The organism is Rahnella sp. PCH160 (assembly GCF_047784855.1).
In the GTDB taxonomy this organism is placed as follows: Bacteria; Pseudomonadota; Gammaproteobacteria; order Enterobacterales; family Enterobacteriaceae; genus Rahnella.
In genome coordinates this window covers 1,652,494-1,674,244 of sequence record NZ_JBLOGT010000001.1, presented here as the reverse complement: position 1 = coordinate 1,674,244, position 21,751 = coordinate 1,652,494, and the positions used below count along the sequence as shown (strand labels likewise).

Below are 21,751 nucleotides of genomic sequence, written 5' to 3'. Positions count from 1 at the left end.
GTAATTCTCCCACATTGGAACCTCATGACCAAATATAGCCTTCGCGCACGGATGATGATCCTGATTCTGGCACCGACGTTAATGATCGGTTTGCTGCTCAGCACCTTCTTCGTGGTACACCGCTACAACGAGTTGCAGAACCAGCTGACAGACGCCGGAGCCAGCATTATCGAGCCTCTGGCGGTCGCGAGCGAATACGGTCTGACGTTCCGCGAACGTGAGCCGGTAAAGCGCCTTATCAGCCGTCTTCACCGCAATCATTCTGATATTGTCCGCAGCATCAGCGTCTACGACGGCGACAACAAACTGTTCGCCACCTCCAATTCGCTGCGCGAAGGCAGCCCGTTGCAGGTGAAAAATGTCGACGATATTCCGCGTAATCTGACCAAAGTTCGCGCCGGCGATATGTTAATTCTGCGCACGCCTATTCAGGCCGAAAACCACACGGAAACCGATGATGAAGCGTTCAGGATGTCGCCGGAACACATGCTGGGTTATATCGCCATTGAGCTGGATTTGCGTTCCGTTCGCCTCGCGCAATATCAGGAAGCGTTTGTTTCCACCATGCTGCTGTTGCTTTGTCTGGGGATCGCGACGCTGTTTGCTTACCGTCTGATGCGCGACGTGACCGGGCCTATCCGCAATATGGTCAACACGGTTGACCGTATCCGCCGCGGGCAGCTCGACAGCCGCGTGGAGGGGAACATGCCGGGTGAACTGAGCATGTTGAAAAATGGCATCAACTCGATGGCGATGTCGCTGACGGCGTATCACGAAGAAGTGCAGCAGAACATCGATCAGGCCACGTCAGATTTGCGTGAAACGCTTGAACAGATGGAAATTCAGAACGTCGAGCTGGATCTCGCGAAGAAACGTGCGCAGGAAGCCGCGCGTATTAAATCTGAATTCCTGGCCAATATGTCGCACGAACTGCGTACGCCGCTGAACGGCGTGATTGGCTTCACCCGTCAGACGCTCAAAACGCCGCTCTCGCCAACGCAGGCGGACTATCTGCAAACTATTGAGCGTTCCGCGAATCACCTGCTGACCATCATTAATGACGTTCTGGACTTCTCGAAGCTGGAAGCCGGCAAACTGGTGCTCGAACATATTCCGTTCTCCCTGCGCGAAATGCTCGACGAAGTGGTCATTCTGCTTGCCCACACCGCGCACGATAAAGGCCTCGAGCTGACCCTGAACGTCCACAACAATGTGCCGGAAAACGTCCTCGGCGATCCGATGCGCATGCAGCAAGTGGTCACCAACCTGCTGGGAAATGCGATTAAATTCACCGAAAGCGGCAACATTGATATCAATGTGGAATTACGTTCGCAGAATAATTTGCAGGTGGAACTGGAAGTTCAAATCCACGATACCGGCATCGGGATTTCCGAACGCCAGCAGTCGCAGCTTTTCCAGGCCTTCCGTCAGGCGGATGCCAGCATTTCACGCCGTCACGGCGGCACCGGGCTGGGGCTGGTCATCACCCAGCGTCTGGTGAAAGAAATGGGTGGCGACATCAGCTTCTACAGCCAGATTAACCGCGGTTCGACATTCTGGTTCCACGTCACTCTCGAGTTGAATGAAAACCGCCACGTCACACCGGTTTCCATGAGCGGCCTTGAAGGCAAACGTCTGGCCTACGTCGAAGCCAACCCGGCGGCGGCAAAAGCCACCATGGAAATCCTGCAAGCCACGCCGCTTGATGTCACGCACCGCACCACCCTGGCGGCACTGCCGGACGCTTATTACGACATGATGTTGTGCAGCATTCCGGTTATACCAGACCAGACGCTGTCCGATTACGAAGGCAAACTGAAAAAAGTGCTGAGCATGACGCGGCATCTTCTGCTGGCGTTGCCGAGCCAGTTCCAGGTCGATGCCGAAGAGCTGAAAAGCCGCGGCGTGCAGGCGTGCCTGATCAAACCGATGTCCAGCATCCGCCTGCTGCCTTTGCTGCTTAAAGAGCAACAGGCCTCGGTCAGAGTGATCAAAAACGACGAAGGCAGAACCTCGCGCCTGCCGCTGACGGCGATGGCCGTGGACGATAATCCGGCGAACCTCAAACTGATTGGCGCGTTACTCGAGGAACTGGTGGAAACCACCTTGCTGTGCCACAGCGGCGAGGAAGCGATTGAGGTCGCCCGTCATACCGATCTGGATATTATTTTGATGGATATTCAGATGCCCGATATCGACGGCATACGCGCCAGCGAAATCATTCATCAGATGGCACGCCACGCAAATACGCCGGTAGTGGCCGTGACCGCACACTCACTGAGCGGCGAGCGCGAGCAATTACTGAAACTCGGCATGGATGATTATCTGGCGAAACCTATCGACGAAAGCATGCTGAAAAATGTGCTGTCGCGTCATTATTCTCATCAGACGCAGCTGGATTCGCCGTTACAAACTGAAGAGAAACTCGCGCCAATCAGTACGCTCGACTGGCAACTGGCACTGAGCCAGTCCGCCAATAAAGTCGCGCTGGCACAGGATTTACTGCAAATGCTGGTCGAATTCCTGCCGCAAGTCGCAGAACGGGTGGAGGCCATCACGCGCAATGAACCGGATGACGATATTCTGGCGCTTATCCACAAATTGCACGGCAGTTGCAGCTACAGCGGCGTACCGCGCCTGAAACAGCTGTGTTTCTATATCGAACAGCAACTGCGTCAGGACGTCACTGTCGACGCGCTGGAACCGGAATGGTACGAGCTGCTCGACGAAATCGAAAATGTGAAACAGGCTGCGGTGGCGTATTTGCCGAGATAGGTTTGCAAAATGAAAACGCCCGGTCATGCCGGGCGTTTTTGCTTCTACAAATTAGCACGCCAGAATCCGCGAATCAGAACCAGGTTTTCACCGCGCCGGTGACATCCCATTGTTCATTGACCAGCAATAACTGACGCCATTTGTCGAACGTCAGGCACGGGTGGCAGATATCAAACACCAGCATGTCGCCGACTTTCAGATCCGCATTTTCCGGGATCGACATAAACGCATGCTGATCCATCATTGCGTAAACTTTCCAGTCGTCAGGCGCGGGTACCACGGTGGTGTAACCGGCCTGCGTGGCGCTGCGCGGGCGGAAATGCCCGGCGGCTTTCGGATAACCGGCGTCATAACCCGCATCGCGCTTACCTAAAGCGATAATCGCCCTGCCCGGCTCCGGCAGAGACTGCACCGCCGCCCAGACCTGCAACGCGGGCTGTAAACTGCTGTTCATCTCACGCGCCACCGGATTGCTGGTTTGCATACGCTCCAGTGCCGCCTGATACGCGCCGACGTCATGCGTCACGTAACAACCGGAGCGCAAAATGATATCCAGCGTATAACGCTTTTCGGTATCCAGATGCGGGTCTTGCCGCGTCAGTTCTTCCGCCACCACATCAAACCAGGCCGAACCGGCACCGGTTAAAATCACCGTAGGTTCAGCGAACTCCCCGGCCTGCGCCAGCACTTCGGTGCGTGCCAGAACGTGACGCAGAAAAGTGCGGATGACCGCTTCGTCGTTGCTGACTCCTTCATAAAGTTCGACGCCCACCAGCGCCAGCGATTGCGGCCAGCGTTTCACGGCGGCGAGTACGTCAGATTCCTGCTGATCTGTGCGGATCCCGGTACGGCCGCCTAAAATCCCGTATTCAAACATGATCCGCAGTTTCAGTTGCTGGCCCGCAAAATAGTGCCCGAGCGCTTCCACGTTTTCGGCAGAATCCACAATGCAGGTGAAATCAAAATCAGGATCCTCGCGCAGCAGTCCGGCGATCATCGCCATATTGCCTTTGCCAACCAGCTGATTGGCCATAATCACTTTGCGGACGCCGTGCTGAAATGCCGCGTTCACCTGTGGCGCGGTTGCCAGCGTGATCCCCCATGCGCCGTATTCCATTTGCAGCTGATACAGCTCGGGGCTCATGGTCGTTTTGCCGTGCGGTGCCAGTTTGAGCCGGTAGCGCTGGATAAATTCACGCATCCAGGAAAGATTGTGTTCGATTCGTTCTTCAAGCAGAACTGCGACCGGCAGGCTGACGTCTTCACGCAGAATATTCCAGCCCTGAGCACGAATATCGCCTGTCAGTGCACCGGCTTTTAGCGTGCCTAATCCTTTGGTTTGGGTTTCTACCGGCTGCTTCGAAAAATCAGTCTCTGACATGCGTGTTTTCTCATTGGCGAATGTCCTTAAAACCTAACGTAAAATTGCCGCAATTAAAATACAAAAACCGGCGCAGGCTGGGCCTGAACACCGGTTTTTTATACTGACTGTTTTGGCTTAGAGTTTTTGTGACAACTTAATGGTAGCGGCGATATTGCGTGCGGACTTGCGCAGATTGTCTGCTGCATTTTTCAGCGCGTCTTCCAGCGTACACACGCTGTAAAGTACGCTAAAAACGGCGTCCAGTCCGTGGCTGTAAACGACATCAACATCTTTGGTCAGGCTGCCTGCGATACCAATGACGGGTTTGTTATAGCGTTTGGCTACCCGCGCCACGCCAATCGGCACTTTTCCGTTGATGCTCTGGCTGTCGATCCGGCCTTCACCGGTGATAACCAGCGTGGCGTCTTTCACCAGCGCATCAAGACCCAGCGCGTCGGTCACAATTTCAATGCCCTGACGAAGTTCTGCATGGCAGAAACCGAATAACGCAGCGCCCATGCCGCCTGCCGCGCCAGCACCCGGAACATGCTCAACATCGATGCCCAGATCCCTTTTGATTACCCGCGCATAATGATGCAGATAGCCGTCGAGCAGCCCAATCATCTCCGGCGTCGCGCCTTTTTGCGGCCCAAAAATCGCAGAGGCACCGTCTTTTCCGGTCAGCGGATTGGTGACATCACAGGCCACTTCGAAGCGGCATTTTTTAATTCTTGGGTCCAGTTCGCTGATATCGATATGGTGCAGTTTCTCCAGTTCGCCGCCACCCTGACCAATTTGCTTGCCTTCTTTGGTCAGCAGCTTCGCGCCCAACGCCTGCATCATGCCCGCCCCGCCATCATTAGTGGCACTGCCGCCGATGCCAATAATGCAATGTTTCACGCCATGGTTCAGTGCAGAATGGATAAGCTCGCCCGTCCCGAAAGAGGTGGTTTTCAAAGGATTGCGTTGCGCAGCAGGCACACTTTCCAGCCCGCTGGCGGCCGCCATCTCAATGAATGCGATTTTCTCATCCCCTGAAAGCCCGAAGAAGGCTTCAAGCGGCGTGCCCAGCGGCCCGGTGACATTCACCTTAACCACCCGGCCTCCGGTCGCCGCCACCATCGCTTCGACAGTGCCTTCGCCGCCGTCAGCCACCGGCAGCTTGACGTACTCCGCTTCGGGGAAAATCTCGCGGAAACCACTCTCGATGGCTTTTGCCACATCCAAAGCAGACAAACTTTCTTTGTATGAATCCGGTGCGATCACTATTTTCATAAAGTCATTACCTTCATAAACTGCACGCGCCGATGTGGAAAAGCGTCCTGTCAGTTTTGCATCCTGCCTGAAGGGAAACGCGGCCTTTTGACGATTTCCGGCCACGTTGCCACCGCAGACTAACGGGTAACTTCAACCTTCGCTAAGGTTTCATAATAGCGTGCAATGGCGCTATGGTCAGATTGCCCGTGACCATCCGCTTTCAGTGCCTGCATCATTTCCATGACCAGCGAGGTCAGAGGCAGTTGCGCACCGACACCATGAGACGTGTCCAGTGCATTGGCTAAATCTTTGATATGCAAATCGATGCGGAATCCCGGTTTGAAATTGCGGTCCATCACCATCGGTGCTTTCGCTTCCAGAACCGTACTTCCCGCCAGGCCGCCGCGAATCGCCTGGAAGACTAAATCAGGATTAACACCCGCTTTGGTCGCCAGCACCAGCGCTTCGGACATCGCCGCGATGTTCAGCGCCACAATGACCTGATTTGCCAGTTTGGTGACGTTACCTGCGCCAATATCACCGGTATGCACCACGGAACCGGCCATGGATTTCATAATCTCAAAGCATTTGTCGAAGACCGCTTTATCGCCGCCGACCATGACGGACATCGTGCCGTCAATCGCTTTCGGTTCACCGCCGGAGACTGGCGCATCGAGCATCGCGATTTGTTTCGCGGCTAATGCCTGGCTGATTTCACGGCTGGCCAGCGGTGCGATAGAGCTCATGTCGATGAAAATCGTGCCCGGACGCGCGCCTTCAATCAGGCCATTTGCACCCAACGCCACTTCTTTGACCTGCGGTGAGTTCGGCAGCATGGTGATGATGACGTCAGAAATCGCCGCGACAGCTTTCGGTGTCTCAGCGGACGTTGCACCCAGCTTCACCACTTCGCCGACCGCGTCCTGATTACGGTCCATCACGACAACCTCATAACCTGCTTTCAGCAGGTTTTTGCTCATAGGTTTGCCCATGATGCCTAAACCAATAAAGCCAATTTTCATTCGGGTATCCTCTTAATATTGATGTGATGAGACCGGATCACTTAGTGAAGCGATCGCACAGCGCCTGAGTACCGGCACGGAAAACGCCTAAATCACTGCCGACGGCAACAAACGTTGCGCCCCAGTCCAGATAACGACGTGCGTCCGCTTCAACCGGCGCCAGAATGCCGCTGGCTTTTCCGTGTGCTTTTGCACGTTCAAAAATGTGGCGGATTGCCGCCTGAACATCCGGGTGCCCGGCATTGCCGAGGTGTCCCATGGCTGCTGCCAGATCGCTCGGGCCGACAAAGATGCCGTCGATGCCGTCAACGGCCGCAATCGCGTCAAGGTTGTCGACGCCTTGCTGACTTTCGATCTGCACCATCACCGCGATGTTGTCGTTAATGCTGGTGAAGTAATCCGGCACGGTGCCGAACATATTGCTGCGATGAGAAACAGAAACGCCGCGGATCCCTGCGGGCGGATAACGGGTAGAAGCCACCGCGCGTTCGGCTTGTTCCTGCGTTTCAACAAACGGGATCAGGAAGTTATAGAAACCGATATCCAGCAAACGTTTGATCACTACCGGATCGTTAAATTGCGGGCGCACAACCGGCGCACTGCGGCTACCTTTCAGCGCCATTAATTGCGGAACAAACGTGCCGACATCATTCGGGGCGTGTTCACCATCAAGCAGCAGCCAGTCAAAACCCGCCAAACCGAGCACTTCTGTGGAGATCGGGCTACACAGTGCTGACCAGCAGCCAATCAGGGTTTTCCCCTGCAATAAGTCCTGACGGAACCGATTTGGAATCATTTGATTACTCATCTCTAACCTCGTTAATTTTGGAATAATGTTTTATTTTTAAAATTTATATTATCCCCCTGCGAAAAATTTATATAAACACCGAAACCCGTGCGTTTATCCCTCCCTTAAATTAACTCACAGGGTATTCCACACTGCTTCCAAAGAGCCAATACAGTATAAAAAACAGGGCTCAAAATAACACTGTGCAATCGCACAAGAATGCGCGATGTTATTGTGACTATTCTTTTGCATCCACACATCAACGTGGGAGGAGAATCACAGATTGTGAAGAGCTGATATCCCTGCAAAACAAAGGGTGATGTTCATCACATTTAATCTGTCACCTGCCCGACAGAATGACGTGCTGCGGGCAAAAAGCTGGTCAGTTGCACAATGAGCTTCCGGCATCAGTCCTTTATAATGAATTCCCTCTTCCGTACGGACAGCAAGCGTGTCAGCGTAACGTTCAGAGAATTACCTAATCCTTTTTTCGGGATATTTAATAAAGCGGAGACAGTTATGTCACGTAATAAAGATAAAGAACATGCTACCGAAGCGCTTTTTATAAAGGTTCACGAAAGCGACAACGTCGCTATTATTGTGAATGACAATGGTTTAAAGGCCGGCACCCGATTTTCTAACGGTCTGGAATTAATTGAGCACATCCCGCAAGGCCACAAAGTTGCTTTAGCGCCTATTGCGAAAGGCGGCGATATTATTCGTTATGGCGAAGTCATTGGTTATGCCGTGCGTGATATCGCGCAAGGCGGCTGGATTGATGAATCCCTGGTGGAACTGCCGGTTGCACCGGAACTCAACAGCCTGCCGCTGGCGACACGTATTCCGCAACCCTTGCCACCGCTGGAAGGCTACACCTTTGAAGGCTACCGCAACGCCGACGGCAGCGTGGGCACAAAAAACCTTCTGGGGATCACCACCAGCGTTCACTGTGTGGCGGGCGTGGTGGATTACGTGGTGAAAATCATCGAACGTGATTTATTACCCAAATTCCCCAACGTCGACGGCGTTGTTGCGCTCAATCACCTTTACGGCTGCGGCGTGGCAATCAACGCACCTGCCGCCATTGTGCCGATCCGCACCATCCACAATCTGGCGCTGAACCCGAATTTTGGCGGCGAAGTGATGGTGGTCGGGCTGGGTTGTGAGAAATTGCAGCCGGAACGTCTGCTGGAAGGCACGCCGGACGTGCAGGCGATTTCGCTCGATGACACCCACATCGTGCGATTGCAGGATGAACAACACGTCGGCTTCCAGTCGATGGTTGACGATATTCTGACCGTTGCGCAGTTCCATCTGGAACGCCTGAACCGCCGCCAGCGCGAAACCTGCCCGGCATCGGATCTGGTTGTCGGCACCCAGTGCGGTGGCAGCGACGCGTTCTCCGGCGTTACGGCGAATCCGGCGGTCGGTTTTGCCTCTGACCTTCTGGTGCGCTGCGGAGCGACCGTGATGTTCTCGGAAGTGACCGAAGTCCGCGACGCAATTCACCTGCTGACACCACGCGCGGCAGATGTGAATGTCGGGAAACGCCTGCTGGAAGAAATGGCCTGGTACGATAATTATCTGTCATTGGGTCAGACTGACCGCAGCGCCAACCCGTCTCCGGGCAACAAAAAAGGCGGCCTGGCAAACGTGGTCGAAAAAGCGCTGGGCTCGATTGCCAAATCCGGCACCAGCGCTATCTCAGAAGTCTTGTCACCCGGACAACGCCCGACAAAAAAAGGCCTGATTTACGCCGCCACGCCTGCGAGCGATTTTGTTTGCGGAACCCAGCAACTGGCGTCAGGCATTACCGTTCAGGTGTTCACCACCGGTCGCGGGACGCCCTACGGCCTGCTGGCCGTTCCGGTCATTAAGATGGCAACGCGCACCACGCTGGCCAACCGCTGGCATGACCTGATGGACATCAACGCCGGCACGATTGCCACCGGCGATGCCACCATCGAAGACGTCGGCTGGGAGTTGTTCCACTTTATTCTGGACATCGCCAGCGGCCGCAAAAAAACCTGGTCCGACACCTGGGGCATCCACAATGCGCTGGCGGTATTCAACCCGGCACCGGTGACCTGAGTTTTATGGTTTCAGGAAAGCAAAAGGCCAGCAAATGCTGGCCTTTTGCTTTCGTGCGTCTGAGGCGTCAGGATTTATTTCGCCGCAGCACCGGTCTGTTCTGCACCGACCAGACCGACTTTCAGGTAACCGGCTTTACGCAGGTTATCCATTACACTCATCAGTGTTTCGTAATCCACCGTCTTATCCGCACGGAAGAAAATCGTACTCTGCTTGTTGCCCTGCGTGCGCTGGTCGAGCATCGCCGTCAGGTTGTCGCTGTTTACCGGGTTATCGCCGAGGAACAGCTGCTTGTCAGATTTCACCGTCAGGAAGATCGGCTTCTCAGGACGCGGCTGTGCTTTTGCCGTCGAGGCCGGTAAGTCTACCCGCACATCGACGGTGGCCAGCGGCGCTGCCACCATGAAGATAATCAGTAACACCAGCATGACGTCGATAAAAGGCGTGACGTTGATGTCATGCATTTCACCGCTTTCGTCGATATCGTCGTTTAACCGAATAGCCATAATCTGTTCTTACCCTACGCGTAACTGACCCGTCTGACCGCGCGGCGCATCGCCTTCGCTGGCAGCCAGGTCCAGATCACGGCCCTGTAACAGGATAATCTGCGCCGCCACATCACCGACCTGATGACGGTAAGACGTAATAGTGCGGGCGAAAATGTTGTAGATAACCACGGCGGGGATTGCGGCAATCAGGCCGACAGCCGTTGCCAGTAAGGCTTCTGCGATACCCGGCGCGACGACCGCAAGGTTGGTAGTCTGCGTCTGAGCAATACCGATGAAGCTGTTCATGATGCCCCAGACGGTACCGAACAGGCCGACGAACGGAGAGATTGCCCCGATGGTCGCCAGTATCCCGTTGCCACGGCCCATATAACGACCGGCGGCACCGACGCGGCGCTCAAGACGGAAACCTGTACGCTCTTTGATGCCGTTGTTGTCAGCTGAACCGGCGGAAAGCTCGAGTTCGTTCTGCGCATCGCGAATCATCTGCGCGCTGAGGCTGCTGGCGGCAAAGCTTTCAGCCTGTTCAGCGGCTTCGTCCAGCGTTCGCACCGAAGACAGCGCATCGAATTCACGACGCATGCGGCGTTTACCGCTGAAGACTTCAGCGCCTTTGCTAAACAACAGCGCCCAGGTGACGACGGAAGCCAGCAGCAGGCCAATCATCACGGTTTTCACCACCACGTCAGCGTGGTGATACATGCCTAATACAGACAAGTCGGTAGGAATGATAGGCGTCGCTTCGGTCGGCGCAGGTTGCATTAATGGAGCAGGCGTCGCATCAGCCGGTGCCGGGGTGTCAGCCGTTGCAGGTTGAGTCGCCGCAGAAGTCACGGCTTGTGCCGCAGGCGTCGCAGGTGCCGCCATCGCGTTGCCGCTTAAGCCAGCAACCAACATTAACGACATCAGGAGTGAAGTCGCCTCTTTCATCTTATTGCGAGCCGTTTTCACGCGTCGCCTCCAGCCAGAATCAGTGTGTAGAAGGAATGAATAACGCCGAATGATATCAAAGAAAAAGCCCTAATTGATAGTCGTTCTCATTATTATTTACATTGTCGCGCTTCCCGCCACGGGTGTCATTGATGGATGACAAGGTTTTTCCCGTTTGGACAGGGCGTGAACAATTTACCCTCGTCACACTTTTCATAAAAATGTCGCGGTAAATAAATCAGCCAATAAAAATTATCAACGTTAAAAAACAGAAGGTTAATTCGTCAGCATCCGCACCTGACCACTTTTACAGAATGAGAATAATGCGCAGATATTGCATAACCGTGGAGAGGAACGTTTTTAACTGACCGTCTGTATTCGCGATGAGACTGCATGCACAGCGACCGGTATGAAGGCCCTGCAGCCGGCGGGCTTTTGTTTTAGCTGAAATTTTCTCATCCAACGGGCAAAAACCTGACCCGTAAAATTCATCATGTTAAGTTAATTACATATCAGCCGCTGCCACAGAGCGCGGGTCTACATGGTTAAACAGGGTGAAATACGGATTATGTCGTCTAAAAAAATCGAAACCGCGCTGATCAGCGCCGGGCGAGACAAAAAGTACACACAGGGTTCAGTGAATGCCGTGATCCAGCGCGCTTCGTCGCTGGTGTTTGAGACCGTGGCCGATAAAAAACACGCCACCGCCAACCGGGCAAACGGCGAGCTGTTTTATGGACGTCGCGGCACCCTGACGCATTTCTCCCTGCAACAGGCGATGGTTGAGCTCGAAGGCGGCGCGGGTTGCGCGCTTTATCCGTGCGGGGCGGCGGCGGTCAGCAATGCGGTGTTATCGTTTGTCGGCACCGGTGACCACATTCTGGTGGCGGGTTCGTCTTACGAACCGACGCAAGATTTTTGCGAAAAAGTGCTGAAAAAACTCGGGGTCGCGACCACTTATTTCCGCGCAGATATCGGCGCTGAGTTAGGTTCGCTGATGCAACCCAATACCAAAGTCGTTTTTCTCGAATCGCCGGGGTCGATCACGATGGAAGTCCCGGATATCCCGGCGATGGTGAAAGCCGTGCGCGCCGTGTCTCCGGACGTGGTGATCATGATCGACAACACCTGGGCGGCCGGCATTCTGTTCAAAGCGCTGGAATTTGATATCGATATTTCCATTCAGGCCGGAACCAAATATATCGTCGGCCATTCCGACGCCATGATTGGCACGGCGGTATCCAACGAACGCTGCTGGGAACAGTTGCGCGAGCACTCTTATCTGATGGGGCAAATGGTTGACGCCGACACCGCCTATGTCGCCAGCCGCGGGCTGCGGACGATGGGCGTGCGGCTGAAACAACACGAAGAAAGCGGCATTCGTATCGCGCAATGGCTGGCAGAACGTCCGGAAGTAGAAGCTGTAAATCATCCGGCGCTACCGGGCAGCAAAGGCCACGAATTCTGGAAACGTGATTTCTCCGGCAGTTGCGGTTTGTTCTCGTTTATCCTCAAACAGCGTCTGAGCAAACAGCAGCTTTCAGACTACCTCGACCACTTCGAACATTTCAGCATGGCGTATTCCTGGGGCGGTTTTGAATCGCTGGTTCTGGCCAATCAGCCGGAAGAAATTCAGGCGATTCGCCCGGCAGAAATCGTTGATTTTTCGGGTACGCTGGTGCGCCTCCACATCGGGCTGGAAAATTGCGATGACCTGATCGCCGACCTTACAGCCGCATTCGAAAGAATTGCGGCGGCCTGAGCGGGAGAGATTGCGACACACCGCGCAGATCGGTAAGGTCTCTGTCGGATTTTCATTCGCAAAATGAGAATAATCTGTAAGCTCTACCTAGAGCTCCGGTGAATCAATACCGGAGTGTTCTGTCTTTTTACAGCCGCCTCAGATCAACATACGGACAAGGGATCCTTGGTACACTGGCAAGTGACAGTTTTTCATGATTAGAAACAGGACAGAATATGGCAGTTATTTGCGACATTTTTCATGCACTCTGGCGGCATGATTTCAGTATGCTCGCCGACCCGAATCTTCTCTGGGTTATCTACGCTGTACTGTTCACGACGCTATTTCTTGAAAACGGACTTCTTCCCGCTTCTTTCCTGCCGGGCGATAGCCTTCTGCTGCTGACCGGTGCACTGATCGCCAAAGGCGTGATGAGCTTCATTCCGACGATGATTATTCTGGTGACCGCCGCCAGCCTCGGCTGCTGGCTGAGCTACATTCAGGGGCGTTGGCTCGGACACACCAAAATGGTCAAAGGCTGGCTGTTACAGCTTCCCGCACATTATCATCAGCGCGCCCACCAGATGTTCACACGTCACGGGCTGACGGCGCTGCTGGTTGGCCGTTTTCTGGCGTTCGTCCGCACCTTGTTGCCGACCATTGCAGGCATCTCCGGCCTGAACAATGCACGCTTCCAGTTTTTTAACTGGCTGAGCGCCATCTTGTGGGTGGGCGTGGTGATCTCGCTGGGCTTCGCGCTGAGCCATATTCCGGTGGTGAAACGCCATGAAGATCAGGTCATGGCGGGGTTGATGATTTTACCGGTTCTGCTGCTCTTTATCGGGCTTGCTGGCGGTTTGCTGGTGATATGGAAGAAACGCAAATGCCGCTTATGAGAACGCAAATCACGCTTTAAATGCCACATCCGCTAATACTAATACGCCCGAACTGCCCTCGCGCAGACGGGCCATTTCATCGCTCGGCGTCACACCAAAATAGCGCTTAAACTCCCGGCTGAACTGTGACGCACTTTCGTATCCCACCTGCAACGCCGCCACGCTGGCTTTCACCCCGTCGTAAATCATCAGCATCCGCGCTTTATGCAGACGGTAGGTTTTCAGATACTGCAAAGGCGACGTGCTGGTCACCGCTTTGAAGTTGTGGTGAAACGCCGAAATACTCATGTTCACTTCACTCGCCAGCGCTTCAACACTGAGATTATCCGCATACTGCGCTTCGATGCGGCGCAGGGATTTGGCGATCTGGCTAAAGTGCGTGTGGCGGTTAACCAATGCCTGCAGCGCGCCGCCGTTTTCGCTGGTCAGGATAAAGAACAGGATTTCGCGGATAATCTTCGGCCCCAGAATGCGCGCGTGAAGCGGTTTATCCAGAACGCTCAGCAGGCGTTCTGTCGCACACAAAATATCGTCGTCCAGAACTCCGGAGTTGATCCCGGTCGAAGAGTCTTTCTGGCGCGCCACGGTTTCATCACCCATGTCCATCAGCAAATCCTGCAACATCAGCGTATCAATGCTGATCTGGATCCCGGCCAGCGGCTCTTCTGGGCTGCTGAACGTTTCACATTCGAAAGGCAGCGGAACGGTCAGCATCAGGTAATTATGCGGATCGTAGGAGAAGGTTTTCTTGCCCAGATAGCCAACTTTGCGGCCCTGAAAGAGGATAACCAGGCCAGGATTGTATAAAACCGGCTGGCGGGGATGGATGCGTGTGGTGTACATCAGCGTGACCTGCGGCACCGCCGACGGACAGAGGGCCTTACTCCCGCTGAGGTACGCCACCCTTGCCGCCAGACGCGCGCACAAACTGTCCACATTTTCCATTATTCCTGCTCCGGATTGACGATAAACTGGCATCGATTCTGCCACAGACGCTTGATTTTCTACAGAGACTTGCAGAATCAGGCAAGACTCTGGCAGAAATGTGCATCAACCTGCCGGCGATTTTCTCTTACAGTTAAACCCTCTTTCCGCTGGCGTATCACCCTGCATAAATGCAGTGAACTGCTAGTCTGTATGAACGCACCTTTCATACGCTGTTTGTGACAAACATCTTTGTCACCGGCCCGTTTTCTCAATAACTCCCTAATTTTTAAAAACTCAATGTCAGGAGAAAATTATGTCTGCACCTACCGCTGCCGAAAATACCTTTAACGCCTGGGCCGCCGCCGGTCCGAACCAGCCTCTTGAAGCTTTCCAGTTCGACGCCGGTCCGATCGGTGATGAAGAGATCGAAGTCGCCATTGATTACTGCGGCGTCTGTCACTCCGATCTGTCAATGCTCAATAACGACTGGGGCATCACCCAATATCCGTTCGTGCCGGGCCATGAAGTGGTCGGTAAAATTGTCAAAATCGGCGACCATGCACGCAATAAAGGGCTAAAAGTCGGCCAGATTGTGGGCGTGGGCTGGAACCGTGGCAGCTGTATGCATTGCCATCCTTGTATGTCCGGCGACCAGCATCTTTGCCACGATGTTGAAGCCACAATCATTGGTCATCACGGCGGCTTCGCGGATCGTATCCGCAGCCACTGGGCGTGGGCGATTCCGTTGCCGGAAGGTGTGGACATCACCAGCGCAGGCCCGCTGTTTTGCGGCGGCATCACCGTGTTTAACCCGCTGTTGCAGTTTGGCGTTCTGCCAACACACCGCGTGGGCGTCGTGGGTATCGGCGGTTTAGGCCACATGGCGCTGCGCTTCCTGAATGCGTGGGGCTGCGAAGTCACGGCGTTTACCTCGTCACTGGCAAAACGTGACGAGGCGTTGTCACTCGGCGCGCACCGTGTGGTCGCCACCCGCGACAGCGAAGAGCTGAAGAAAATCGCCGGTGAACTGGATTTCATCATGGTCACCGCCAACGCCTCACTGGACTGGGACGCCTTTATCGGCACACTGGCACCGAAAGGCCGCCTGCACTTTGTGGGCGTTGTACCGGAAGCCGTACCGCTGCACGTCATGGCGCTCATCAGTAAACAGGCTGAAATTTCCGGCTCTCCGACCGGCGCACCTTCGCGTCTGGCAGACATGCTGGCGTTCTGCGCCCGTCACCAGATTACGCCACAGGTTGAGCACTTCCCGCTGAGCAAAATTAACGATGCGGTTGAACATCTTCATGAAGGAAAAGCGCGTTACCGCGTCGTTCTGGATATGAATGCGTAACACTTTTTCGCAATCAAATAAGTAGCCTGCTCAGCAAGATGACGTTTCGTTAACTAGACTTAATGTCAGGCTGAAGCCTTCCCTACCTTGTGCCCGTGCTTTGTGGCGGGCACGCTGCCCTGAAAGGAGAACCTCATGGCAACGCAACCCATCATTAAACTGCACGATGGCAACCTGATGCCTCAGTTAGGACTTGGCGTATGGAAAGCCAGTAATCAGGAAGCCTGCAGCGCGGTGAAAACGGCCATCGAAACCGGCTACCGTCACATTGATACTGCGGCTATCTATAAAAACGAGGAAGGCGTCGGCGAAGCGATTGCCGCCAATCTCGTTCCCCGCACAGCGCTGTTTATTACCACCAAACTGTGGAATGACGACCAACTGAATGCGCCAAAAGCGCTGGAAAGCAGCCTTAAAAAGCTGAGAACCGATTACGTTGATTTGTATCTGATCCACTGGCCGCAGCCTGCACAAGGGCATTATGTTGATGCCTGGAAAGCACTGCTGAAACTGAAAGAACAAGGGCTGGCGAAAAGCGTCGGCGTCTGTAATTTCCCGCTGGAACATTTGCAGAAACTGAAAGATGAAACCGGCATTTTCCCGGTGGTGAATCAGATTGAGCTGCACCCGCTGATGCAGCAGCGCCAGCTGCACGCCTGGAACGCCACACACACCATCGCCACTGAATCCTGGAGCCCGCTGGCGCAGGGCGGTAAAGGTGTGTTTGATCAGCCTCTGATTCAGAAACTGGCTGAGAAATACGACAAAACCCCGGCGCAGATTGTTATCCGCTGGCATCTGGACAACGGGCTGATTGTTATCCCGAAATCCGTGACGCCAAAACGCATTCGCGAAAACTTCGATGTGTTTGATTTTAAGCTGGAAAAAGAAGAACTGGCGGAAGTCACCAAACTGGATAAAGGGCAGCGTCTGGGGCCGGATCCGGCTAAAGACCTGTAATTTTTCCGACGCCATAAGACTAAAAACCCGCCGCGGCGGGTTTTATTTTTGATGCGAACGCGTCAAGTCATTACATCGACGGCTGAACCAGCATATTGCCTGCGGAACCGCGATCGGCCAGTTCCAGCGTTCCGCTGCGGTAGACAAACGGGAAATGGTCATACGAAGGCTGATTGAAAAACACCAGCAATTCCACGTCGCCATCCACCCAAACGGTGTCTTTGAATCCGGCATCTTCCACCAGCGGTGCCGCGCCGTTCACGCTTTTCACCAGGAAAGACACGCCTTCGACATGGAAGGTCTGCGGCATATCCGCATGTACGGCCCAGCGTTCCCACGTTCCTTGCTGTGCGGTGAGGTCAAGGCGGTTGATGTCCCACATCGCACCATTGATGCCCGGCTGGCTGTCGCCAAGGCGCAGGTCGCGGCTGCGAACCACATTGCCGGTCAGGATTTGATCAGCCAGTAAACGCATCGGCAGATTGTCCGTCACCAGCGGCAACAGGCCGGTAGGTTTGAGCGTCAGAACGACGGTAGATACCAGAATGCTCGACGGCTCAAACAGCCCGCGCAGCCGGTCCATCACCCCCGCCGCATCGCCCGCGGTAATCGACACTTCTTCTCCCTGCGACATATCCACCAGCACTTCGCGACGTTCACCCGGCCCGAGCGACAAACGTTTGACGGAAATCGGCGCAGGCAGGAAACCGAGATCGGAAGCCACCACGTGGAACGCACGGTTGTCGGTCATGCTCAGTTCGTAACGGCGCGCATTCGACGCATTCAGCAAACGCAAACGTACCCAACCGCGCGACACTTCGACATACGGGCTTTGCACGCCGTTCACCAGCATAGTATCACCAAAGAAACCGCCGGACGCCGGGGTGTCATATTGCGGCACACCGAAACCGTCCAGACGTTTGTCCTGAATGATCAGCGGGAAATCGTCAACGCCGTAATGGTTTGGCAACGGCAAATTTTTACTGACTTCATCCTCAACAATCCACATCCCCGCCAGCCCGTTATAGACGTGCGGCGCCATGCGGTTGGGCGTATTGGCGTGATACCAGCAGGTAGCAGCCGCCTGACGGATGGGCAATACCGGCGACCAGTCGACGCCCGGTTGCATCATGCGCGCACCGCCGCCGGTCAGCGTGCCCGGTTCCATTAATCCGCTGATGGTCATCGATACGGGTTCGGCCAGCCGGTTGCTGTAGATAAGTTTGACGTCATCACCGTTATGTACTTTGACTGTCGGGCCAAGATACATGCCATTGATGCCCCAGACAGGGGCTTTAGCGCCACCCAGGAATGACCAGTGAGCCGCCTGTAACGTCAGAAACAGGGGTTGTCCACGGCGGGATTCCAGCAACGGGGGAACGGGTAATGCCGGTTGCGAACCACTCGCTTCTGCTTTGAATGGCAGAGCACCTGCGGCAAGAGCCACGCCGGAGGCTTGCAGGAACGAGCGACGACTGAGTGACATATTTTCTCCATGAAAACAAAATCAAGAGCTGTGTTAATAACCATCGCCATCAATGGCAACAGAATTTCGGCTCTGATGACGCCGGGTTGCAGGGACGCTGAAAACCTGCAAGCCGGCGTCACCGGTGCGTGAATAAAAACGCGATTATTTTTTTGCTGCGGCTTCGCGCTGCGCGACTTCGGCGTCCAGCTCGGCGATTTTATCGGCCATGATCTGGCGGCAATGTTCGGACAGTTCGCGCAGACGATCTTTGGTGTAACCGGTGGTATCGATAGGTGACAGAATTTCAACAATCACCAGCCCGTTAGACCAGCGGTTAAGCTTCACCTTGTTGCTGGTGTTCGACACGCAAATCGGCACAATCGGCACGCCGGCGGAGATAGCAGCATGGAAAGCGCCCGTTTTAAACGGCATCAGGCCACGACCACGGCTGCGGGTGCCTTCCGGGAACATCCAGATGGACAGATCCTTTTTCTTAATCTGCGCCACCACCTGAGCAATTGTCCCGTGCGCTTTGGCGCGGTTATTGCGGTCAATCAGCAGGTTACCGGTCAGCCAGTACAACTGACCAAAGAACGGGATCCAGGCCAGACTTTTTTTACCGACGGTCACCGTCCCCGGCATCACAACAGATGACGCGGTCACCATGTCGAAGTTGTTCTGATGGTTAGCAATGTAGATGCATTTGCCGTTCTTCGCCGCTTCGGCCGGAATGCGCTTTTCTACAGTCAGACCCAATACCGGGGCCAGATGACCAAACAGCTTGCCGAACGTCGACACATGTTTCGGGTTACGTGGGCTGAAAAGACAATAAATGGAGCCAAAAACACAGACCAGAATCGAGTAAATAACCACGATAATCAGACGCAAAATAAATAACATAACATCCTCTTAAAACTACAGCCGAAGCCGGTAAGAAACCTGTGCAGTTTCGCCCCTTGTGCGGAGGACTATTCTCAAGCCTCATTCAACGCCGCACAACGGTTTTATGAATACAAATGTAAAATCTTTGCACTGCACAACAGTCTCAGGCCACTGCATTCCCCTAAAAAGAGTTCAGGGCACAAATGTGCCCTGACTGGATAAGGTCAACAGCCGTTTTATTCTTCGCTGTCAACGCCGCTGGCGCGGACAGGCGCATCGACTTCAACGCGATCAACACGTTGCAGGCCGCGTGGCAGAAGCGTTCCTTTGCGTCCGCGTTCAGCACGGAATTTCTGCAACTCTTCCGGACGGATAACCAGTTTACGTTTACCGACGTGCAGCGTAATGGAGGTTTTCGGCGGCAGAACCAGCAACCACTCCAGTTTATCTTCACCGCTTGCCGCCTGCGCCGAAGGTATAGAAACAATTTTGTTACCTTTACCTTTCGACAACTGCGGCAAATCAGCCACCGGGAACAGCAGCATACGGCCAGCGGCGGTGATGGACAGCAACATGTCATCGTTGCCGTTGATTTCAATCGGCGCAAACGCTTTGGCGTTATCCGGCAGGGTAATCATGACTTTACCGGCACGGTTGCGCGCGACCAAATCACTGAAAGTACACACGAAGCCGTAACCGGCATCGGAGGCCATCAGCAATTTCTGATCGTCAGACGCCATCAGAACGTGTTCGATGGTTGCACCCGGCGGCGGCGTGAGTTTACCGGTCAGCGGCTCGCCCTGCCCGCGCGCCGATGGCAGCGTCATCGGGTCAAGCGCATAACTGCGTCCGGTGGAATCCATAAACACCACCGGCTGATTGCTCTTGCCTTTCGCTGCGGCGCGGAAGCTGTCGCCCGCTTTGTAGCTCAGGCCGGACGCATCAATATCATGGCCCTTGGCGCTGCGCACCCAGCCCGATTCAGAAAGCACGATCGTCACCGGCTCGGACGGCACAAAGTCGTGCTCGCTCATGGCTTTGGCTTCTCCACGTTCGATGATTGGCGAACGGCGATCGTCGCCAAAGGCTTCGGCATCGGCCTGAATTTCTTTACGGATCAGCGTACTGAGTTTGCGTTCAGACGCCAGCAGCGCCTGAAGATGATCGCGCTCTTTCGCCAGTTCATCCTGCTCGCCGCGAATTTTAGTTTCTTCGAGTTTTGCCAAATGGCGCAGTTTCAACTCAAGGATCGCTTCCGCCTGCGTATCCGAAAGTTCAAAACGCTGCATCAGTACCGGCTTCGGTTCATCTTCGGTGCGGATGATATGAATGACTTCGTCGATATTGAGGAACGCGACCAGCAAACCGTCCAGGATATGCAGGCGTTTCAGTACCTTATCGAGTCGGAAGCTCAGGCGACGGTGCACAGTGTCACGACGATAAGCCAGCCATTCTGTCAGGATCTCCAACAGCCCTTTTACCTGCGGGCGGTGATCCAGGCCGATCATATTCATGTTGATTCGGTAGCTGCGTTCCAGATCGGTGGTCGCAAACAGATGGTTCATAACCTGATCGAGATCGATACGGTTGGAACGCGGCACCACAACCAGACGCGTCGGGTTTTCGTGATCCGATTCGTCACGCAAGTCTTCAACCATCGGCAATTTCTTGGCGCGCATCTGGTTGGCAATTTGTTCCAGCACCTTCGCACCGGAAACCTGATGCGGTAAGGCGGTGATCACCGCACTGCCATCTTCTTTGTGCCAGACCGCACGCATGCGCACCGAGCCTTTGCCCGATTCGTACATTTTGCGGATTTCACTGCGCGGCGTGATGATCTCAGCTTCGGTCGGGAAATCCGGCCCCTGAACAAACTCCAGCAGATCTTCGAGAGAACTGCCTGGTTTTTCCAGCAGCGCGACAGCGGCTGCGGCCACTTCACGGATGTTGTGCGGCGGAATATCTGTCGCCATACCGACGGCAATACCGGTGGTGCCGTTAAGCAGAATGTTAGGCAGGCGCGCAGGCAGCATTTTCGGCTCCTGCATGGTGCCGTCAAAGTTCGGGACGTAATCGACCGTTCCCTGACCTAATTCACGTAACAGAACTTCCGCATATTTCGACAGGCGCGATTCGGTATAACGCATCGCGGCGAAGGATTTCGGGTCATCCGGCGCACCCCAGTTACCCTGCCCGTCAACCAGCGGGTAACGGTAAGAGAACGGCTGCGCCATCAGCACCATGGCTTCGTAGCAGGCGCTGTCGCCGTGCGGATGGTATTTACCCAGCACGTCACCCACGGTACGGGCTGATTTTTTGAATTTGGCGTTATTACTCAGGCCCAGCTCGGACATCGCATAAATAATGCGGCGCTGTACCGGCTTCAGCCCGTCGCCGATAAACGGCAGCGCGCGGTCCATGATGACGTACATGGAATAGTTGAGATAGGCGTTCTCGGTAAACGTGTGCAGTGCTAAACGCTCTGTCCCGTCATGAGTCATTTCGCTCATTGATGTGTAATCCTCAGACCCGTGGCGTTATCGTTTTGGAAATTAAGGAAGCTCGCACCCGCTGGCGGACGAAGACGTTTCCGCGGGGCAATGATGTTCGCGATAGTACATCATCTGCCGTATGGCTGTCACAGTTGCTGTGTTTCCGCGCGATTTTTAAGCGGTTATCAGAACGCAGGATGATGAAATCCGACGTCTTTTCTTTTCATTATTGCATCTGAGTCAACAGTCTTGTGCGCAATATCACATTTTTCCGCGATACCGAGTTGGGTACACTACGTG

The 21,751-nt window shown here is 54.5% G+C and carries 16 protein-coding genes; 6 read left to right on the top strand and 10 right to left on the bottom strand.

From position 1 onward, the window contains the following. Window positions 1-24 precede the first annotated feature (24 nt). Entirely contained in the window at window positions 25-2,775 is a 2,751-nt protein-coding gene (barA, locus tag ACM5QY_RS07740; protein WP_416120027.1) for a two-component sensor histidine kinase BarA, read from the top strand. A 73-nt stretch (window positions 2,776-2,848) separates the two neighbouring features. Here barA and ACM5QY_RS07735 read toward each other — a convergent pair whose 3' ends face one another. The 4 genes from ACM5QY_RS07735 to garL all read right to left on the bottom strand — a co-directional run bounded on the left by ACM5QY_RS07735 (window position 2,849) and on the right by garL (window position 7,225). Further along, the gene (locus tag ACM5QY_RS07735; RefSeq protein ID WP_416120026.1) at window positions 2,849-4,156 is read right to left on the bottom strand and encodes an amino acid deaminase; all 1,308 of its coding nucleotides are present in this window, start codon (window positions 4,154-4,156) and stop codon (window positions 2,849-2,851) included. 117 nt (window positions 4,157-4,273) lie between these two features. Further along, window positions 4,274-5,413: a glycerate kinase gene (locus tag ACM5QY_RS07730; RefSeq protein WP_416120024.1), complete on the bottom strand. Its 1,140-nt coding sequence runs from the start codon at window positions 5,411-5,413 to the stop codon at window positions 4,274-4,276. Window positions 5,414-5,532: 119 nt separating this feature from the next. Then, a complete protein-coding gene (gene garR, locus ACM5QY_RS07725) occupies window positions 5,533-6,417 on the bottom strand; it encodes a 2-hydroxy-3-oxopropionate reductase (RefSeq protein WP_416120022.1) in 885 nt (294 codons plus the stop codon). 37 nt (window positions 6,418-6,454) lie between these two features. After that, window positions 6,455-7,225, bottom strand: coding sequence for a 2-dehydro-3-deoxyglucarate aldolase (gene garL / locus ACM5QY_RS07720; protein ID WP_416120020.1), 771 nt, complete (start codon window positions 7,223-7,225; stop codon window positions 6,455-6,457). Between the two features lie 498 nt (window positions 7,226-7,723). Here garL and garD point away from each other — a divergent pair, with 498 nt between their 5' ends. Beyond that, window positions 7,724-9,295, top strand: coding sequence for a galactarate dehydratase (garD, locus tag ACM5QY_RS07715; RefSeq protein WP_416120019.1), 1,572 nt, complete (start codon window positions 7,724-7,726; stop codon window positions 9,293-9,295). Window positions 9,296-9,369: 74 nt separating this feature from the next. Here garD and exbD read toward each other — a convergent pair whose 3' ends face one another. Beyond that, a complete protein-coding gene (exbD, locus tag ACM5QY_RS07710) occupies window positions 9,370-9,801 on the bottom strand; it encodes a TonB system transport protein ExbD (RefSeq protein ID WP_104924428.1) in 432 nt (143 codons plus the stop codon). Window positions 9,802-9,810: 9 nt separating this feature from the next. Further along, on the bottom strand, window positions 9,811-10,731 hold the full coding sequence (gene exbB, locus ACM5QY_RS07705; protein ID WP_416122838.1) for a tol-pal system-associated acyl-CoA thioesterase: 921 nt from the start codon (window positions 10,729-10,731) through the stop codon (window positions 9,811-9,813). Between the two features lie 568 nt (window positions 10,732-11,299). On the opposite strand from exbB, the gene metC reads away from it, so the two are divergent. Both metC and ACM5QY_RS07695 read left to right on the top strand, forming a co-directional pair. Continuing rightward, window positions 11,300-12,493: a cystathionine beta-lyase gene (gene metC / locus ACM5QY_RS07700; protein ID WP_416120017.1), complete on the top strand. Its 1,194-nt coding sequence runs from the start codon at window positions 11,300-11,302 to the stop codon at window positions 12,491-12,493. 215 nt (window positions 12,494-12,708) lie between these two features. Continuing rightward, a complete protein-coding gene (locus ACM5QY_RS07695) occupies window positions 12,709-13,368 on the top strand; it encodes a DedA family protein (protein ID WP_416120016.1) in 660 nt (219 codons plus the stop codon). Window positions 13,369-13,377: 9 nt separating this feature from the next. On the opposite strand, the gene ACM5QY_RS07690 is transcribed toward ACM5QY_RS07695, so the two are convergent. Then, a complete protein-coding gene (locus ACM5QY_RS07690) occupies window positions 13,378-14,313 on the bottom strand; it encodes an AraC family transcriptional regulator (RefSeq protein WP_416120014.1) in 936 nt (311 codons plus the stop codon). Between the two features lie 295 nt (window positions 14,314-14,608). Here ACM5QY_RS07690 and ahr point away from each other — a divergent pair, with 295 nt between their 5' ends. Together ahr and dkgA are read left to right on the top strand one after the other, a co-directional pair. Further along, window positions 14,609-15,649, top strand: a complete 1,041-nt coding sequence (gene ahr, locus ACM5QY_RS07685) for an NADPH-dependent aldehyde reductase Ahr (RefSeq protein WP_416120013.1) — start codon at window positions 14,609-14,611, stop codon at window positions 15,647-15,649. Between the two features lie 135 nt (window positions 15,650-15,784). Then, window positions 15,785-16,609, top strand: a complete 825-nt coding sequence (gene dkgA, locus ACM5QY_RS07680) for a 2,5-didehydrogluconate reductase DkgA (RefSeq protein ID WP_416120011.1) — start codon at window positions 15,785-15,787, stop codon at window positions 16,607-16,609. Between the two features lie 70 nt (window positions 16,610-16,679). Here the strand turns inward: dkgA and ftsP are convergent, their stop codons facing one another. From ftsP to parC, 3 genes are all read right to left on the bottom strand, one after another. Then, window positions 16,680-18,095 carry a cell division protein FtsP gene (gene ftsP, locus ACM5QY_RS07675; protein ID WP_416120009.1) on the bottom strand — a complete coding sequence of 472 codons (1,416 nt, stop codon included), beginning with the start codon at window positions 18,093-18,095 and terminating at the stop codon, window positions 16,680-16,682. 144 nt (window positions 18,096-18,239) lie between these two features. After that, on the bottom strand, window positions 18,240-18,977 hold the full coding sequence (locus ACM5QY_RS07670; RefSeq protein WP_416120008.1) for a 1-acylglycerol-3-phosphate O-acyltransferase: 738 nt from the start codon (window positions 18,975-18,977) through the stop codon (window positions 18,240-18,242). A gap of 218 nt (window positions 18,978-19,195) precedes the next feature. Continuing rightward, window positions 19,196-21,469, bottom strand: coding sequence for a DNA topoisomerase IV subunit A (gene parC, locus ACM5QY_RS07665; RefSeq protein WP_416120006.1), 2,274 nt, complete (start codon window positions 21,467-21,469; stop codon window positions 19,196-19,198). Window positions 21,470-21,751 lie beyond the last annotated feature (282 nt).

Excerpts from the sequence above, each read along its gene's own strand:
- barA (WP_416120027.1), top strand. The coding sequence starts at position 25 with ATGACCAAATATAGCCTTCGCGCACGGATGATGATCCTGATTCTGGCA.
- ACM5QY_RS07735 (WP_416120026.1), bottom strand. The coding sequence starts at position 4,156 with ATGTCAGAGACTGATTTTTCGAAGCAGCCGGTAGAAACCCAAACCAAA.
- ACM5QY_RS07730 (WP_416120024.1), bottom strand. The coding sequence starts at position 5,413 with ATGAAAATAGTGATCGCACCGGATTCATACAAAGAAAGTTTGTCTGCT.
- garR (WP_416120022.1), bottom strand. The coding sequence starts at position 6,417 with ATGAAAATTGGCTTTATTGGTTTAGGCATCATGGGCAAACCTATGAGC.
- garL (WP_416120020.1), bottom strand. The coding sequence starts at position 7,225 with ATGAGTAATCAAATGATTCCAAATCGGTTCCGTCAGGACTTATTGCAG.
- garD (WP_416120019.1), top strand. The coding sequence starts at position 7,724 with ATGTCACGTAATAAAGATAAAGAACATGCTACCGAAGCGCTTTTTATA.
- exbD (WP_104924428.1), bottom strand. The coding sequence starts at position 9,801 with ATGGCTATTCGGTTAAACGACGATATCGACGAAAGCGGTGAAATGCAT.
- exbB (WP_416122838.1), bottom strand. The coding sequence starts at position 10,731 with ATGAAAGAGGCGACTTCACTCCTGATGTCGTTAATGTTGGTTGCTGGC.
- metC (WP_416120017.1), top strand. The coding sequence starts at position 11,300 with ATGTCGTCTAAAAAAATCGAAACCGCGCTGATCAGCGCCGGGCGAGAC.
- ACM5QY_RS07695 (WP_416120016.1), top strand. The coding sequence starts at position 12,709 with ATGGCAGTTATTTGCGACATTTTTCATGCACTCTGGCGGCATGATTTC.
- ACM5QY_RS07690 (WP_416120014.1), bottom strand. The coding sequence starts at position 14,313 with ATGGAAAATGTGGACAGTTTGTGCGCGCGTCTGGCGGCAAGGGTGGCG.
- ahr (WP_416120013.1), top strand. The coding sequence starts at position 14,609 with ATGTCTGCACCTACCGCTGCCGAAAATACCTTTAACGCCTGGGCCGCC.
- dkgA (WP_416120011.1), top strand. The coding sequence starts at position 15,785 with ATGGCAACGCAACCCATCATTAAACTGCACGATGGCAACCTGATGCCT.
- ftsP (WP_416120009.1), bottom strand. The coding sequence starts at position 18,095 with ATGTCACTCAGTCGTCGCTCGTTCCTGCAAGCCTCCGGCGTGGCTCTT.
- ACM5QY_RS07670 (WP_416120008.1), bottom strand. The coding sequence starts at position 18,977 with ATGTTATTTATTTTGCGTCTGATTATCGTGGTTATTTACTCGATTCTG.
- parC (WP_416120006.1), bottom strand. The coding sequence starts at position 21,469 with ATGAGCGAAATGACTCATGACGGGACAGAGCGTTTAGCACTGCACACG.